General features: G+C 62.3%; 19 protein-coding genes, 1 tRNA gene and 1 other RNA gene. 3 read left to right on the top strand and 18 right to left on the bottom strand.

Features of this window, described 5'->3' with window-relative positions; all coding sequences use genetic code 11:
* The first annotated feature begins 182 nt into the window (after positions 1-182).
* Positions 183-437: an AbrB/MazE/SpoVT family DNA-binding domain-containing protein gene (locus A6M21_RS03085; protein ID WP_066666429.1), complete on the top strand. Its 255-nt coding sequence runs from the start codon at positions 183-185 to the stop codon at positions 435-437.
* A gap of 127 nt (positions 438-564) precedes the next feature.
* Here A6M21_RS03085 and rsmI read toward each other — a convergent pair whose 3' ends face one another.
* The 6 genes from rsmI to A6M21_RS03060 are packed head-to-tail and all read right to left on the bottom strand — an operon-like array spanning position 565 to position 5652.
* The gene (gene rsmI / locus A6M21_RS03080; protein ID WP_066666428.1) at positions 565-1440 is read right to left on the bottom strand and encodes a 16S rRNA (cytidine(1402)-2'-O)-methyltransferase; all 876 of its coding nucleotides are present in this window, start codon (positions 1438-1440) and stop codon (positions 565-567) included.
* Between the two features lies 1 nt (position 1441).
* The gene (locus A6M21_RS17735) at positions 1442-1714 is read right to left on the bottom strand and encodes an initiation control protein YabA (protein WP_078060350.1); all 273 of its coding nucleotides are present in this window, start codon (positions 1712-1714) and stop codon (positions 1442-1444) included.
* Entirely contained in the window at positions 1632-2564 is a 933-nt protein-coding gene (locus A6M21_RS03075; RefSeq protein WP_066666427.1) for a PSP1 domain-containing protein, read from the bottom strand. The genes A6M21_RS17735 and A6M21_RS03075 overlap by 83 nt, the downstream gene beginning before the upstream one ends.
* A 33-nt stretch (positions 2565-2597) precedes the next feature.
* Positions 2598-3587 (bottom strand): DNA polymerase III subunit delta', encoded by a 990-nt coding sequence (gene holB, locus A6M21_RS03070; protein ID WP_066666426.1) that lies wholly within the window; start codon positions 3585-3587, stop codon positions 2598-2600.
* On the bottom strand, positions 3556-4182 hold the full coding sequence (tmk, locus tag A6M21_RS03065; RefSeq protein ID WP_282434525.1) for a dTMP kinase: 627 nt from the start codon (positions 4180-4182) through the stop codon (positions 3556-3558). The genes holB and tmk overlap by 32 nt, the downstream gene beginning before the upstream one ends.
* Before the next feature lie 6 nt (positions 4183-4188).
* Positions 4189-5652, bottom strand: a complete 1464-nt coding sequence (locus A6M21_RS03060) for an aminotransferase class I/II-fold pyridoxal phosphate-dependent enzyme (RefSeq protein WP_066666424.1) — start codon at positions 5650-5652, stop codon at positions 4189-4191.
* A gap of 210 nt (positions 5653-5862) precedes the next feature.
* Between A6M21_RS03060 and A6M21_RS03055 the strand changes: the two genes are divergently transcribed.
* The gene (locus tag A6M21_RS03055) at positions 5863-6096 is read left to right on the top strand and encodes a hypothetical protein (RefSeq protein WP_066666423.1); all 234 of its coding nucleotides are present in this window, start codon (positions 5863-5865) and stop codon (positions 6094-6096) included.
* A 74-nt stretch (positions 6097-6170) separates the two neighbouring features.
* On the opposite strand, the gene A6M21_RS03050 is transcribed toward A6M21_RS03055, so the two are convergent.
* The 12 genes from A6M21_RS03050 to A6M21_RS02995 all read right to left on the bottom strand — a co-directional run bounded on the left by A6M21_RS03050 (position 6171) and on the right by A6M21_RS02995 (position 14999).
* Positions 6171-6428 (bottom strand): 4Fe-4S binding protein, encoded by a 258-nt coding sequence (locus A6M21_RS03050; RefSeq protein WP_066666422.1) that lies wholly within the window; start codon positions 6426-6428, stop codon positions 6171-6173.
* Positions 6429-6443: 15 nt separating this feature from the next.
* On the bottom strand, positions 6444-7010 hold the full coding sequence (locus tag A6M21_RS03045) for a 2-oxoacid:ferredoxin oxidoreductase subunit gamma family protein (protein ID WP_066666421.1): 567 nt from the start codon (positions 7008-7010) through the stop codon (positions 6444-6446).
* Positions 7003-7767, bottom strand: coding sequence for a thiamine pyrophosphate-dependent enzyme (locus A6M21_RS03040; protein ID WP_066666420.1), 765 nt, complete (start codon positions 7765-7767; stop codon positions 7003-7005). Before A6M21_RS03040 ends, A6M21_RS03045 begins: the two co-directional genes overlap by 8 nt.
* A 38-nt stretch (positions 7768-7805) precedes the next feature.
* Positions 7806-8894: a ferredoxin oxidoreductase gene (locus A6M21_RS03035; protein ID WP_066666419.1), complete on the bottom strand. Its 1089-nt coding sequence runs from the start codon at positions 8892-8894 to the stop codon at positions 7806-7808.
* A 55-nt stretch (positions 8895-8949) separates the two neighbouring features.
* Positions 8950-9600, bottom strand: coding sequence for an Mrp/NBP35 family ATP-binding protein (locus A6M21_RS18605; protein WP_161485985.1), 651 nt, complete (start codon positions 9598-9600; stop codon positions 8950-8952).
* 258 nt (positions 9601-9858) lie between these two features.
* A complete protein-coding gene (locus A6M21_RS03025; protein WP_066666455.1) occupies positions 9859-10122 on the bottom strand; it encodes a pro-sigmaK processing inhibitor BofA family protein in 264 nt (87 codons plus the stop codon).
* A gap of 177 nt (positions 10123-10299) precedes the next feature.
* Positions 10300-10899: a recombination mediator RecR gene (recR, locus tag A6M21_RS03020; protein WP_066666417.1), complete on the bottom strand. Its 600-nt coding sequence runs from the start codon at positions 10897-10899 to the stop codon at positions 10300-10302.
* Positions 10900-11021: 122 nt separating this feature from the next.
* On the bottom strand, positions 11022-11339 hold the full coding sequence (locus A6M21_RS03015) for a YbaB/EbfC family nucleoid-associated protein (RefSeq protein ID WP_066666416.1): 318 nt from the start codon (positions 11337-11339) through the stop codon (positions 11022-11024).
* Between the two features lie 26 nt (positions 11340-11365).
* Positions 11366-13366, bottom strand: coding sequence for a DNA polymerase III subunit gamma/tau (gene dnaX, locus A6M21_RS03010; protein ID WP_066666415.1), 2001 nt, complete (start codon positions 13364-13366; stop codon positions 11366-11368).
* Between the two features lie 114 nt (positions 13367-13480).
* An RNA gene (ffs, locus tag A6M21_RS03005) (signal recognition particle sRNA large type) lies at positions 13481-13745 on the bottom strand.
* A 15-nt stretch (positions 13746-13760) separates the two neighbouring features.
* Positions 13761-13855 (bottom strand) — tRNA-Ser (locus tag A6M21_RS03000).
* A 259-nt stretch (positions 13856-14114) separates the two neighbouring features.
* A complete protein-coding gene (locus tag A6M21_RS02995; protein ID WP_282434524.1) occupies positions 14115-14999 on the bottom strand; it encodes a patatin-like phospholipase family protein in 885 nt (294 codons plus the stop codon).
* Positions 15000-15143: 144 nt separating this feature from the next.
* Between A6M21_RS02995 and A6M21_RS02990 the strand changes: the two genes are divergently transcribed.
* On the top strand, positions 15144-15353 hold the full coding sequence (locus A6M21_RS02990; RefSeq protein WP_066666413.1) for a hypothetical protein: 210 nt from the start codon (positions 15144-15146) through the stop codon (positions 15351-15353).

Raw genomic sequence — 15353 nt, 5'->3', positions numbered from 1 at the left:
CCTCCTGTGATTACTAAGGTAATGCTATTGAAACCGCTCCCGTTTGTCAAGTTTCACCCGGCAAAGAAAATTTCTTGCAAAATGATCCATATTTTTTCAAAAATATATTGACTTTTACTGGGATGCCTGGTACCATTTACTTGTATTATCTTGTCGAATTTATAACGGGGAGGGAAAGAGAAATGAAATCCACGGGGATTGTGCGTAAGGTGGACGAGCTGGGCCGGGTGGTTATTCCCATTGAGTTGCGGCGGACACTGGGCATTGACGAGAAAGACGCCCTGGAAATTTACGTCGACAACGAGAAAATCATCCTGAAAAAATACGAGCCCGCCTGCGTCTTTTGCGGAAACGCCTCGGACGTGCAGCATTACCGGGGCAAGCTGGTTTGCCGGGAATGCGCCCTGGCCATGTTTGAAAACGCCAAAGCAATGTAATTGATTAACGGGCCGGGCAAAGGTAACCAGAATACCAGCCGGCCCGCCGTTTTTCACCGGCCCCGGGCGCGGGCGAAAACACCGCCGCGGCACCGGAAAAGCCCGCCGGTTTCTTCCGGCGGGAGATTCACTCCCGGCGCTCCTTTTCTTCCAGTACCGCCCGGTAAACGTCCCGCCGGCTGATCCCGCGCCGCCGGGCCGCTTCCCGCATCGCCTCCTTGCGGGACAGGCCGCTGCTTTCCAGCTCCTTCACCTGTTCCGCCAGGGGCGGATCCGGCCGGCACTCATTTTCCGCCGGCCGTCCGGCCGTACCGCTCTCAGCGGCGCCGGCCACCACCAGGGTAAACTCGCCCCGGGGCGGGTGCTCCTGGAAATAGGCCGCCGCCCCGTCCAGCGTGCCCCGCCAGATTTGCTCGTACTGTTTGGTCAGTTCCCGGGCCACTGCCAGGGAGCGGTTTCCCAAAACATCCAGCAGGTCGGCCAGGGTCTGCCGCAGGCGGTGGGGGGCCTCGTAAATAATCACGGTGCGCGCTTCCGCGGCCAGTTCCGCCAACCGCTGCCGGCGGAGCCTGCCGCCGGCCGGTAAAAAGCCTTCAAAACAAAAGCGCTCCGCCGGCAAACCGGAAGCCACCAGCGCCGTCAGGGCGGCGCTGGCGCCGGGCAGGGGCACCACGCCGGCGCCGCTCCCCAGGGCGGCGGCCACCAGTTCCTGTCCGGGATCGGATATGCCGGGCATGCCGGCGTCGGAAACCAGGGCCACCCGTCGCCCGGACCGCAGCAGGCCGAGCAGGTATTCGCCCTTTTCCCGCCGGTTGTGCTCGTGATAACTGGTCAGCGGGGTGTGAATGCCGTAATGGCTGAGCAGTTTACGGGTATGCCGGGTGTCCTCGGCGGCGATGAGGTCCACCTCACGCAGAATCCGCAGCACACGCAGCGTTATATCCTCCAGGTTGCCGATCGGAGTGGCGCACAGGTACAACCACCCGGGATGCTCACCGTCCATTTCAATCCCTCTCCCGGTTTAAAAAGGCGCTGCAAAAGAGGCAGTCGGCGGTGCGGGGACGCCCGAAATGCACGTTGCAGATATGAAAGCCCTGTTCATACAGCTGGCGCAAAGTTTCCATGCCGCCGCGCTGCTCCGCGTCGCCCGCCGCCTCCTCCCGCCCCAGCGCCCGGGCCAACTGGGCGCGCAGCCTATCGTTTTCCCCGGTCAGGACACGTGCTTCTTTTTTTATTTTCTGCACGCACGTGGTTAGTTCTTGGATTTTGGTTTCCATTTCCTTTATTAATGCATTCAGGCTTGGCACAGTGCTCACTCCTCGTCCCGCCGGTGGACACTTCATTAAAGGGGTATTCCTTGATCGCCCGGCTTTCTTTCAACTCCACCGTTACCGTACGCTTGAAGATGTTCACGCCGGTCACCCTGGCCTCACCGTCCGGCGTGGTTACCGGGCTGCCCGTCTCCGGGTATTTCTCACGCGACTGCTCGTAAATTTCGTTTTCGTATTTCAGGCAGCACATCAAACGGCCGCATATGCCGGAAATCTTGGCCGGATTCAGGGACAGGTTCTGCTCCTTGGCCATCCGGATGGATACCGAGGCGAAGTCGGACAGCCAGGAACTGCAGCAAAGCTCGCGGCCGCAGCAGCCAAGGCCGCCCATCATTTTGGCCTCGTCCCGCACCCCGATCTGGCGCAGTTCGATGCGGGTGCGGAAAACCGCCGCCAGATCCTTGACCAGCTCCCGGAAGTCGATGCGCCCTTCGGCGGTAAAGTAAAAAACAATTTTATTGCCGTCGAATGTCTGTTCCACGCCCACCAGCTTCATGGGCAGCCCATGGGCGGCGATTTTATCCATCCCGACCTGAAAGGCACGTTTCTCCCGCGCCTCATTCAAAGCAATTTGCTCCAGATCCTGGGGGGTGGCCGGGCGGATCACCTTTTTCAACGGCGCCACCACATTTTCTTCGGCCACCTCGGCGGGCGCGGTGACCACCTGGCCGTGTTCCACCCCCCGGGCCGTCTCCACAATGACCGTATCCCCGCAGGAAAGCGACAGCCCCTGCGGATCAAAATAATAAACTTTTCCGGCCTTTCTGAACCTCACCCCCACCACGCAGCAGGGCATGCGCAATTCCTCCCGTCACCTGTAAACTTGCCTTCACGCTGTTTCCGCCAACTGCAAAAAAAGCACTTCCAGGGCCAGCCTGGTATTGACGCCGGCCGTCAACAACCGTCTGGTCCGTTCAATTTGCCCGAGCATTTGAATCAACCGGCCGCTGGTGAACCGCGCCGCCTCCCGGCGCACCTGCGCCTGACAATCGCGGTTCACCAGCAATTCGCCGGAGGATGTTTCCAGCCATAACAACAAATCGCGGTACCATACCAGCAGTATTTCCAAAAAAGCAGCCGCCGTACCCTTTTCCGCGGCCAGGGCGGCCGCCTGCCGGCAGGCCACGGCCGCCCCGGCCCCGGGCAGCGCCGCGGCCAGAGCCAGCGCCCGGGCGCGCTGCTCCAGGGGTTCCCCCCCGGCGGCCAGTTCCAGCGCCCGGCCGGGGCTGCCCCCGGACAGGGCGGCCACCAGGGCGGCCGCTTCCGGATCCAGTCCCGTTTCCCGCTGCACCACCGCCATTACCAGCGGCAGGGGCAGCACCCGGAAGAAATAATCCTGGCAGCGGGAAACCACCGTGGGCAGCAGGGCGTACGGACGGACCGAAGTGAGGATGAAAACCACGCCGGCCGGCGGCTCCTCCAATGTCTTGAGCAGGGCGTTGGCCGCTCCGGCGGTCATCAGGTCGGCATCCCTGATCAGGTATACCTGCCGCCGTCCCTGCACGGGATAAAGCGTAGCGGCCCGCTGCATCTCCCGCACCTGGCCGATTTTGATCGAGGCTCCTTCCGGGACGATCAGGTGCAGATCCGGATGGCTGCCCGCCGCCATTTGGCGGCAGTCCCGGCAGGCGCCGCAGGCCTCCCCGTCCCGGGGCTGCCGGCATAAAAGCGCCGCCGCCAGCGCCCGGGCGGCGGTGGTTTTGCCGGTTCCGGCCGGACCGGCGAAAAGGTAGGCGTGCGCCACCCGGCCGTCCGTCACCGCCCGGCGCAGGGAACGGATGATATCCTCATGCCCGGCTAAACCGGCAAACTGTTTCATGCAGCATTTCCTCCACCGCGGCCAGCACCAGGCCGTGCACCGTCCCGGCCGCCGGCCGGGCGTCAATCACACGGTAACGCCCCGGTTCGCGGGCGGCCAATTCCAGGTAGCCCCGGCGCACCTGCCGGTAAAATTCAATCCCTTCCCGCTCCATGCGGTCCGCCGGCCGCTTCAGGCGGGCCAGCGCCTCCGCCGGCGGCATGTCCAGCAGGAAGGTCAGCGCGGGCACAAGCCCGCCGGCCGCCAGGGCGTTGAGCCCGGCCAAAGCACCTATTTCCAGCCCGCGGCCGAAACCCTGGTAAGCCAGGGTGGCGTCCGCAAAGCGGTCACAGAGCACCACCCGCCCGGCGGCCAGGGCGGGGCGTATTTTGCGGGCCACATGCTGCGCCCGGGCGGCGGCGTAAAGCAGCACTTCGGTGAGCGGCTCCAGGCTCTCCCCGGCCGGATCGAGCAGCAGCCGGCGGATGGCCTCGGCCGCCGCCGTTCCCCCCGGCTCGCGGGTGACCAGCACCGGAAGACCACGGCCGGACAGCGCCCGGGCGAGCAAATTGACCTGCGTGGTTTTACCCGTTCCGTCGATCCCTTCAAAAACGATAAATATTCAGCTCACCACCCGTAACGTCTGCAAAGTGCCGTCCGCCGGCCCCTGCACGGGCAGGCCGTGCCGCCGGACGATGCTCAAATACTCGATTATTTCGGGCGTAATTTCTTCTCCCGGGCACAGCGCCGGAATGCCGGGCGGGTATACGGCCACCGTTTCGGCGGCCACCAGCCCGGCGGCCTGTTCCAGGGGCACCGGGCGGGCGGGGGCGAACCAGGCCTGCCGCGGGGTGAGGCGGACGGGCGGCGCGTCCGGCGGACCGGGACAAACGGACCGGGAACGGTCCGCAGCGGCGTCCCGGCGGGATATTTCCCGCAGCGCCCGGACCAGCGCCCGGCAATCCTCCGCGGTGGTGCCGAGGCCGGTTACCGCCACCAGGTGGCGGTAATCGGCCATTTCCACCATCACCCGGTGCTTTTCCGCCAGCAGGCGGGCCGCTTGATAGCCGGTCAGGCCCAGCCCGTGCACCGAGATCACCACCCGGGTCGGATCCAGGCGGGCGGCCGCCGCGCCGGCGCCGGCCAGATGCTCTTCGTCCAGCACGGCCAGGCCGGGTATGCGCGCCAACTCCCGCCGCAGGTCCCGGGCCAGCGTCAGCGCCCGTTCCAGCAGGCGCCGCCCGTCCAGGGCCAGCTGCCGTCTGGCCGCATCCAGAGAGGCAAGCAAAATGTAGGAAGGGCTGCTGGTCTGCAGCAGCCGCAGCGCCGCCGCCACCCGCGCCGGGTCCGGACGCGCGCCCCCGAGGTGCAGCCAGGAGGACTGGGTCAGCGAACCGCCCAGCTTATGGACGCTCTGTACACTGGCATCGGCGCCCTGAGCCAGCGCCGGCGGCGGCAGCGCCGGATGAAAGGGCAGGTGGGCGCCGTGCGCCTCGTCCACCAGCAGCGGCTTGTCCAACCGGTGGAGCACCGCCGCCGGTCCGGTCAAATCCGGGGCCAGGCCGTAATAGGTGGGGTAAACGGCCAGATAACCCCTGGCCCGCGGATGGCGTGCAAGGGCGGCGGCCAGTGTGTCTTCCCGCACCCCGGCGGCCAGCCCGAAATCTTTGATCACCACCGGCGGCAGGTAGACCGGCCTGGCCCCGCTCAATACCAGTCCGCCCAGTACGGACCGGTGCACATTGCGCGGCAGCAGGATTTCCTCCCCCGGCCGGCACAGGGCCAGCAGCAGCGCCTGCAGGCCGCAGGTGGTGCCGTTGACCAGGAAAAAGGTACGGCCGGCCCCGTACAATGCCGCCGCCAACTGCTGCGCCGCGGCGATGGCCCCCTGCGGATGGTGCAGGTCGTCCAGGCCGGGCAGTTCCGTCAGGTCGAAACGGAAAATATTTTTTTCCGCCAGATCCGTCAATGCCGCCGGAACGGCCCGCCCCTGCCGGTGGGCGGGCACGTGCAAACGCGCCGGATTGGTCCGGCAGTGCCGGACCAGCGCCGCAAGAAGCGGCAATTGCTCTTGATCCGGAAGCAAAGTCAATCAACTCAATTTTTTTTATTCTTATTTTATCATATCCGGCCAGTTGCTCCAAGCAGTTTAATTTTAAACCAAAACCGGCCTTTACCGATACAGGTTTTGGCCGGTCAGGATTTATAGCGCCGTACTGGTTAAAGTTTATGCTCATATCCATGTAAAGCGGCGGTCAAAATAAAACCAGTAAAAAAAAGAAAGGAGCTGAAGATCGTGCCGGCGGACAAGGAGATTGATGAAAAAAGTCTGTCCCGCAAATACCGCACCAATGTTTCCAGGTTGATCCGCGCCTGGAAAAAGGGGCTTAACGATATGGAGATCGCCTCCAGCACGGGCATCGATCCGGCCACTTTGTATCAAATCAGGAGCGATATTGAACTGACCCACCGTCAACTGCGCCTGACGCGTCAAAAGAACCGCCACTTTTTACTGCACGGCTTGTTTTAACAATCGCAAACAATCAGCCTTAAACGGCTGTTAATGATAGGGCCCTTTCCTTAACCGGAAAGGGCCGCGCATTTTTAGCCCGCTTTGGCCTTTTTCTTTTTTTCCACCATGATCGCACAGTCGGGACAGACATTCTGGCAGATGCCGCAGGCAATGCACTCGTCGTTCGGTTCAATGGACGGCGTGCCGTAAACCCCGAGCACATCCGACCAGGCCAGGCATTTTTTCGGGCACTTCTGGATGCACAGGCCGCAGCCCTTGCACAGGCCGGGGAATACCGTCCAGAAGCCCTTTTCCAGTTCCAGCGTGCGCCCTTTAAAAGCTACCGTCATCTGTTTCCAGCCCCCTTACATCGCCCGGGCCACGAGCTCCATGCCGCGCTCGATGGCCTTGTAGTTTAATTCCCGGAGCTTGGGATTCTTTTCAAACTTGTAGCCCAGCTTCTTTTCAATGGCCTTCTTGGCGTCCGCTTCCGAGACCACTTCGGTGGCCTTGACCACGGCGCCCATGATGATGATGTTGAACACCCGCGGGTGCAGTTCTTTTTTGGCCACATCCAGCGCCGGAATGGCCAGGATTTTTTTTGCGTTCGCGGGCAGGGCGTCTTCAATGTTTTCAATACTGGAATCGTAAACAAAAAGCGTTTGCGGCCCCACGTACTGCCGGGTGCGGTGCACCGCCCGGTCGCTCAGGGCAATGACGATATCCCCGGTCAAGAACTTGGGCGCGCCGATCGGCTCATCCCCGATCTGCAGATAGGCCACGGACACGCCGCCCCGCTGTTCCACGCCGAAGTTGGGGATGTACAGCGCTTCCCGGCCTTCTTCATTGGCCGCCTCGGCGATGATCTGAGCCACCGACTGCACTCCCTGGCCGCCTTCCCCGGCCAGGAGAACTTTCACCGTTTTACCCATTCTCCTGTCCCTCCTTGCCGGCGCCGGGCACCTTTATTTCGCCCACTTTGAAGAATTTGGGCATCTCCTTTTCCACCATGTTCCAGGTTTCCTCGGCATTGGTCCGCCAGTTGGTGGGGCAGGCCGAGAGCACTTCCACAAAGGAGAAGCCGTTGCCCTCAATCTGGTTCTGCAGGGCTTTTTTAATATAGCCCTTCAGCTGGTTCAGGTTGGCAATGGTGCCACGGGCCACGTAGGAGCCTTCGCGGGTGATCGCGGCCACCATTTCCGGCCCCTGGACGGGATAGCCGGTTTTCTCCGGATCCCGGCCGTAAGGGGTGGTTTCTGTTTTCTGGCCGGGCAGGGTGGTCGGGGCCATCTGGCCGCCGGTCATGCCGTACTGGGTATTGTTCACCAGGATGGCGGTAATGCGTTCGTTCCGGGCCGCCGCGTTGACCAGATGCTGTGAGCCGATGGCGTAGCCGCCGCCGTCGCCCATGTAGGCAATGCCGATCAGATTGGGGTTGGCCCGCTTCAGGCCGGTGATCACCGGCGTGGTCCGGCCGTGGTGGGTCTGAATGCTGTCGACATTGAAAAAGTCCCAGGATAATAGTGAACAGCCGATGTCACAGCCAAAAACGGCCCGGTCCTGAATGCCCAGTTCGTCGATGGCCATGCCCAGAGCCTTCAATACCAGGCCGTGGCCGCACCCGGGGCAGAATTTATGTGGTTTGGTATCCATGCGCCAGCTTTTCGGCATGGCTGGTTGCACTGACATGGAACAGCCTCCTTTCAGTTTCCACAAACCGGTGATTTTTAACCGGCAATCTCCTTCACCCGGGCCACCACTTCTTCGGTGGTGATGCCGACACCCGGTTTGTACATGGGCAGCATTTCCACCGGGCAGCCGTAAGCGGCTTCTTTCAGCAGCCGGGCCAACTGGCCGTTGGCCGACTCGGCGACCAGGAACTGTTTGGTCCGGCCGCCCAATGCCCGCAGTTCCTTGACGGGCAGCGGACGCAGGGTGATCGGCCGGAAATAGCCCACTTTATAGCCGGCGGCGCGCAGTTCCTTCACCGCGCCCTTGGCCGCCCGGGAAACCACGCCGTGGGAAATGACTACCAGGTCGGCGTCTTCCGTATCAAAAGCATCAAACTCGGCTATCTCCGGGGCCATTTTTTCATAGTCCTTGAAATAGCCCTGCAATACCTCGTATAGTTCTTCTTCCACGTTGTAAGTATTCCGGTACTGGGCCGGCGGCCGGTCCACACCGGGCGTACCCGGCTTGCCCAGGTAGGCCTCGGCCGGCAGCAGGGTGACACCCCGGGCTTCCGGGTCGTATATGGTCAGCGACTCGCGCATTTTGGCCTGATAGCCGTCGCCCAGCACAAAGGTGGGGAAGCGGTACTTCCAGGCGGTGTTGAAAGCCTTGATCGTATAATCAAACAGCTCCTGGTGGGTGGCCGTGGAGTAAACCACACGCAGCCCCTCGCCGTTGCCGCCCATGGTGGTCATGGTCACTTCCTGCTGGGAGTAGATCACCGTGGCCGTGGACGGACCGCCGCGCTGCTGCACCACCACCACCACCGGCAGGCGCATGGCCTCGGCCATGGACATGGGCTCCTGCATCAGGGTGTTGCCGGGGCCGGCCGTGGCGGTGAACGCCTTCCGTCCGGCCAGCACGCCGCCGGCAGTGGTAAAGCCGGCCGACAGCTCGTCCTCCGTCTGCAGAAACTCGCGGCCGAACTTGGGGGCCATGCGTGTCCAGTAATGCATGATTTCGTTCTGGGGGGTGATCGGATAGCCGTACATGATCTCGGCTTTCGCCGCCAGGGCCGCCCAGGCGACGACTTCGTTGCCGGTCATGAAGACCCGCTTTTCACCCTCAATAGGCTTGTCTGCCATTTAACTGCTGCACCTCCTGTATTAATTCCATACCGGATGATAAACATCCGGTTGTTTACCAGAATGTTTCGGGCATGTACCGGGTGATCGGCCATACCGGGTTGCCCACGGCGTCTTGCGGACCGATTTCCCGGGCCAGCCCGGCCAGGACGGTGGTGGCCGCCACCGGCAGGTTCAGTTCCCGGGCGGCCGCCGTGACTACGGCGGCGCCCTCCTGGACGAACTCCACCGTGGTTTCGTCACCCAGGTGACTGTTGTTGATCAGCCCGTCCACCCGTCCCAGTTCACGCACGTATGCTATTATATCCGGCAGCGAGCCGGTCACCGGCCGGGCGATGTTGATCACCGCCAGCACCTTGAGATCCGGATCGGTTTCCGCACCCTCCAGCAGGTGCAGTGTTTTGGCCCCTTCCACCCCGTAGCCGATGTCCAGGATCACATCCCCCGGGCGCCTCAAGGCCCAGCGGTTGCCCGGGCGCAATATGTTGCCGGCCTCCCCCAGGCCCATGGTTTCCCGGGTTTCCCAGGCCAGCACGTCTATGCCCAGATCGCGCAGTTTTCTTTTAATCGGCCGCAGGGTGTAGCAGGGCTCGACTATGTCCAGGTCCACCAGGTTCACGCGGCGGCCCAGCCGGGCCAGCTGCAGGGCGCGGTTCACCGCCACCTCGCTTTTGCCGCTGGCATATTCACCGATATATGCTTCCACTATCCGTTTGGGAATATTAATCTCACCTCCGCCGGAACATGTTTTGGAAGGTGAAAATTAACTGCAAGATTAAGAACAATACAAAAAATAAACAAAACTAAAACCGGGACAGCGGCACCACCTGTCCCATTTACCCATTTATCCGTATACTGTAACAGTATAGTGCAATTCTCATTCCAAGTCAACAGAAGGAAAAAACCCCGTTCCGGCGCTTTTTTTCCAGAAACGGGGCTATGATGATTATTGGGAAACACGTCTTCAGCTGAAAAAATAGTTCAACACGGCCAGCAAAAACACCCCGGGAACCTGCAGCACGCCGGCGGCAAGCAGGGTGAACGGGTTGATCGCAATGTGCAGCCCGAAATGTGCGAGCACGAAATTGGCTGCCAGCAGCAGGACCGCGCCCACCAGTACGCACAGCGCCAGGCGCAAAACAAACTTAGCCGGCCCGGCCAGGAACGGCCCGGCCAGGACCAGTCCGAGCAGGCCCAGTATTCCGGGTATAATCAGCTTTCCATCCACTCCGGCCACCCCCAATACATGTCCCATGCCCATGTATATGGGGCGGACCGGATAATTATGCCGGCATATCCGGTCGCGTCGCCATGCCGGCCGGCGCCGCGGTGAACGCGCCCGGAAAAGCCCTTGTCCGGCCCGGGGTTCCGGCGGCAGGCCCCCGGCGCCGGGACGAACGGCGGGTTATACCTCCCGCCGCCCTTCCAGTGCTTTGGCCAGCGTCATTTCATCCGCGTATTCCAGGTGCGCGCCCACGGGCAGACCGTGGGCGATGCGCGTCACCTTCACCCCCAGGGGTTTGATCAGGCGGGCCAGGTAAAGAGCGGTGGCGTCGCCCTCCACATTCGGGTTGGTGGCCAGGATCACTTCCCTCACCCGTCCCCCCTCCAGCCTGGCCAGCAGTTGACGGATGGTCAGACTGTCCGCGTCCACTCCATTGAGCGGCGAAAGGACGCCCTGCAGGACGTGATACACGCCCTTGTAGCCGCGGGTTTTTTCCATGGCCACCAGGTCCTTGGGCTCGCCGACCACACAGATCTGCGTCTGATCGCGTCCGGGATCGGCGCAGATCTGACACACCTCGCTGTCCGTAAGATTGGCGCATATTTTGCAAAAGCGCACGCTGTCCCGGGCTTCCGTCACGGCCCGGGCCAGATTATGCGCCGCTTCCGGCGGCGCGTTGAGCAGGTGGAAGGCCAGGCGCTGGGCCGTTTTGTTGCCGATGCCGGGCAGCCTGGCCAGTTCGTCAATCAGGCGGGCCACCGGCCCGGCGTAATACCGCACCCGCTATCACTCCCAACATGCATGATTTTTTGAACTCGACCAACAAATGTAAGGGCCGGTGGCCGCACCACGCCGCTCATATCCGGATCCGGCCGCCACCTGCGAGCGCGGCTGTGGGCACATTAAAACAGGCCGGGGATGTTCAGCCCACCGGTGAGTTTGCTCATCTCGCGGGCCACCATTTCCCGCGAGTCGCTGAGGGCGCTGTTCACCGCGGTCAGGATCAGATCCTGGAGCATCTCCACGTCTTCCGGATCCACGGCTTCGGGCTTGATCTCGATGGACAGGACCTCCTGCTTGCCGTTGGCCGTCACTTTGACCACCCCGCCGCCGGCGGTCGACTCCACCGTGCGGTTGCCCAGCTCCTCCTGCATCTTGACCATTTCCGCCTGCATCTTCTGCACCTGTTTCATCATTTTGTTCATGTTGCCGCCACCCATCACGGGCCATTCCCCCTTTGATTTATTTAATCATCCCCGGGGCCGCCGGCCGTTTCCTCCATTCCGAACAGGCTCAGCGCGCCGGAATAATCCAGTCCTTTTTCCGCCGGGCCGCCATCCGTCCGGCCGGGGGGTTTTTCATCGCTGCAAACACAACGCACGCTCCATTCCCGTTTGAACAGGGAAGCCAGGGCATCCTCCAGCACCCGGCGGTTCTCAGGCGCTTCCAGCAGCCCTTTGAACAGCAGATCGGGCGGTGAAAAAGCCAGCATCAGGCAGTTGTCCCGCACCTGCAGCGGCCAGGCGCGCATCAGGTAGGTATACACCGGCAGGCTGCTCCCCTTGACCAGATCCGTTATTTCCAGCCAGCGGCCGCGCAGGCGCTGCAGGGCCTCCTCATCCGGCCGGCCGCCGGCGCCGTCCGCGTCAGCAGCCGGAACGGATGCCGCCCGTGCAGCCAGGCGCTCCCGCCCGTCCGGCGGCCGCTGTGCGGCCGCAGCCGGGGCCGGAGGGCCGGCCGGCCCACCCCCGAAAGGCGATACCGGCAGGGGATCCGCCGGCTGCCCGGCGGACGGCGGCACCGATGGATCCGGACTGTCGCCTGGCGTGGTGTTTGCGGGCACGGCGCCGTCCGGTGTCATATTTGCCGGCGCGGCATCGCCCCGGCTGTCCGGTTCCGGCCGGGCAACAGCAGAATCCATAAATGCACGTGATTTTACTTCATCAGGCGGCGCGTTTCCGTGCGCCGCCGGGGAAAAGCCGCCCGCCGGCCCCGGTGTGCTCCCGGCCGGCGCCGGGTCGGCATCCGCACCAACCGGATCAGCCGGAACCGCCGGACGGCCGGCCGCTTCAGCCGTCGCCGCCGCTTCTTCTTTACCCGCTGTCAAGCGGGCGATGGTTTCCTCCAGCCGGGCCACCCGCCGGGACAGGCCGTCCGGAGAGTCGTCCGCCTCCGGACGGGCGGCCTCCACCAGCGCTATTTCCAGCATTATCCGCGGCTGGCTGCTCCACTTCATATCCTGCTCCGCCCGGGTAAAAATATGCAAAATATGCAATAATTGTTCCCGGCTGAAGAGGGCCTGTTCCGCCGGCGGTTCATCCTCACCGTCCCCCGGCGCAGCCGCCGGGCCGGCGGACACTTTGCACAAAAGCAGCCGGCGCAGGTAGGCGGTCAGCGCGCGCACCAGCAGCTGCAGATCCCGTCCCCGGTCCACCAGTTCCGCCAGCATGAGCAGCGCCCCGCCCGCCCGGCCGGCGGCCAGATCCCGGGCCAGGGCGGCCAGTACGTCATCCTGCACGGTGCCCAGCACCTGGTGGATGTCTCCGGCGGTAATCTTCGTCCCGGCAAAGGCGGCCGCCTGGTCCAAAATGGCCAGGGCGTCGCGCAGCCCGCCGTCGGCCGCCCGGGCGATCAGGCGCAGCGCCTTTTCCTCCGCCGTCAGCCCGGCGCCGGCGGCCACCTCCCGCAGGCGCTCCACAATCACCGGAACTTCAATGCGGTGAAAGTCAAAGCGCTGGCAGCGGGAGAGGATGGTCAGGGGCACCTTGTGCGGCTCGGTGGTGGCCAGGATAAAAATCACGTGCGCGGGCGGTTCCTCCAATGTTTTCAACAAAGCATTGAACGCTTCATTGGTCAACATATGCACTTCGTCGATGATATAAACCCGGTAATCGCCGGCGGCCGGGGCAAGGCCGGCCTTTTCCCGCAGTTCCCGGATTTCGTCAATACCCCGGTGCGAGGCGGCGTCTATTTCCACCACATCCATGGATGCGCCGTTGTTGATGCTTTGACAGCCGGCGCACCGGTTGCATGGTTCCGCCCCCTGCCTTTGCCGGCAGTTGAGCGCTTTGGCCAGCACTTTGGCCGTGGTGGTTTTGCCCGTGCCCCGGGGGCCGCAAAAAAGGTAGGCGTGGGTCACCCGGCCGGCCAGCAGGGCGTTTTGCAAAGTGCGGGTGACATGCTCCTGTCCCGCAATCTCCCGGAACGACTGCGGCCGCCATTGCCGGTAAAGAGCCAGGTAAGCCATTTTTCTTCCCCCATAGCCTGGAATAACTACCAATTCGCCGCGGACGGACGGATTCCCTTTTCAAAAAAAAAGAACCGCCGCATTTCCGGACGGTTCTTGTGATAATCTGGATGGCCGCACACCTGCCGTTGAATAATGGCTTCCGGGCGTTACCCCTGCAGGTGGCTCGGGTCAGGCGCCCTTGCGGCACCCGGAGGGTCTTCCTTAGTGCTGCTTCCGCCAGGACCTGACACGGTTCAAAAGTCTCCGTCGCGCAAGACCCAACCGTCAACACTCCTTACAGGAGCCGGACCCCACAAACCAGACCCGCGGGCAGGAATTCGACCCCGCTCTAGCGGATTGCGGGTACAGGGCACCGCTACCTCCCCATCTAGTACGGCCAAATTGCAGAAAATGGCGGAGAGAGAGGGATTCGAACCCTCGAGACAGGTTTAATGCCCGTCTACTCGCTCTCCAGGCGAGCGCCTTCAACCACTCAGCCATCTCTCCGTGGTCTCTTGAAAAAACAGAAGCAGCCGCTGTTTTTTCAGCTGCTAAATTATTATACATTAAAGCCCGGTTAAAAGCAAGCACCCGTTTATGTGATCAGTGCCGACGCCGTAAAACCGTGGCAGCCATCTACCCGCTGAAGTACTCGACCCGCCGCCGTGCGGCATCACAACCGCCGCCTTTGCCCCGCACATCCCGGCCATACCATGTCTATAGCGGTTCAGGCGTCAGCACTGTTGTTGGCATGTGGACCCGGCCGTTAAAACCAGTTGCTTTTGAGCCAGTTGATCACCGGATCCAGGTTGTAGTTTTCGGCCACATTGATCAAGTAGGGGATTTTCTTGTAATCGTCCAGCGCGACCGGCTGGCTTAAAACGGGATTGAGCCGGTGATACTGCCCGCCCAGCAACCGGGCGCCGAACTGCACATCGGCCTCCGCCGCGCCGTCGAACATGACGCTGATCAGGGGAAGCGGCGGAAAGGGGTACAGCGCCCACTCCAGCGCACCCCAGTCGCTGGTGTCCGCGGAAATATACAGGGGGGAAAAGCCGGTGCCCACGGACAGCAGGTAAACATCGGCCAATTCCTGATTGCCGGCGTTTTTGTCCCTGGCCAGGGCGATGGCCGCCGTACCGGGGTTGTTGGCCACCACACCGCCGTCGATAAAATGACGGTAGGAGGGGAAATAGACGGGCGCCGCGCTGCTGGCCAGGGCCACATCCAAAACCCTTTCGTCCCGGGTGGACGCATAGGGAAAGTTACTGAAAAAAACCGGTCCCCAACTGCCCATGCCGTCGGCGGTCACCCGGAACGCAGGGACGAGCACCGGGCGTTTCAAATCTTTCAGGCGCAGATCGGCCGGGAAAACGGACTGCAGTTTTTCCTTGAGGTGATCGCGATCATATTTCGGTCTGAACAGTTCAAAATTACGCGGCGTAAAAATATACTTTCCGTTTTGTTCGGAGTAAAGACCGGCAATACGTTCCACGGGCAGCCCGGAGGCCAGGCCGAGGGCGATGAACGAACCGGTGGAGGTGCCGGCGAACAGGTCGGCAGTATTGAACAGTTCGGGGAAAAAGCCGTGCAGCCGTTTCAATAAAGCCGTCGTCAGCGCGCCGCGGATTCCGCCGCCGTCGAAACTGATGATCCGGTACTTGGCCAGAGGGCATCACTCCAGTACCCCGAAAGCGTTATTCTTTTACCATCATATGCACCGGACGGCCGGACGGTGCTTGCCGCACCGCGTGGGTCGCCGCCCGCCGGTCGCGAAAGGAGCTTCACCGGACCATTGTTTGTCCCTGAAAACCCGGACGGGGATGGCCGTCCCCGCCTGCTCACCAGCCCTGTCCGTGCGGTAAACAGCAGCGACAAAAAATTTGACGCAACAGTAAAAATTATTTTGCATGCAGAGGAATTTTTATTACCACGTCGAATCTTTAAGCATCAGGTAGTTACCCGGGTCACATGGCCGGCAAAAAACAGCAAGGGAGGAGAATGA

Origin of the sequence: Desulfotomaculum copahuensis (assembly GCF_001655685.1) — a bacterium.
Classification (GTDB): Bacteria; Bacillota; Desulfotomaculia; order Desulfotomaculales; family Desulfovirgulaceae; genus Desulfotomaculum_G; species Desulfotomaculum_G copahuensis.
This window is presented reverse-complemented; position numbering and strand designations above follow the sequence as displayed.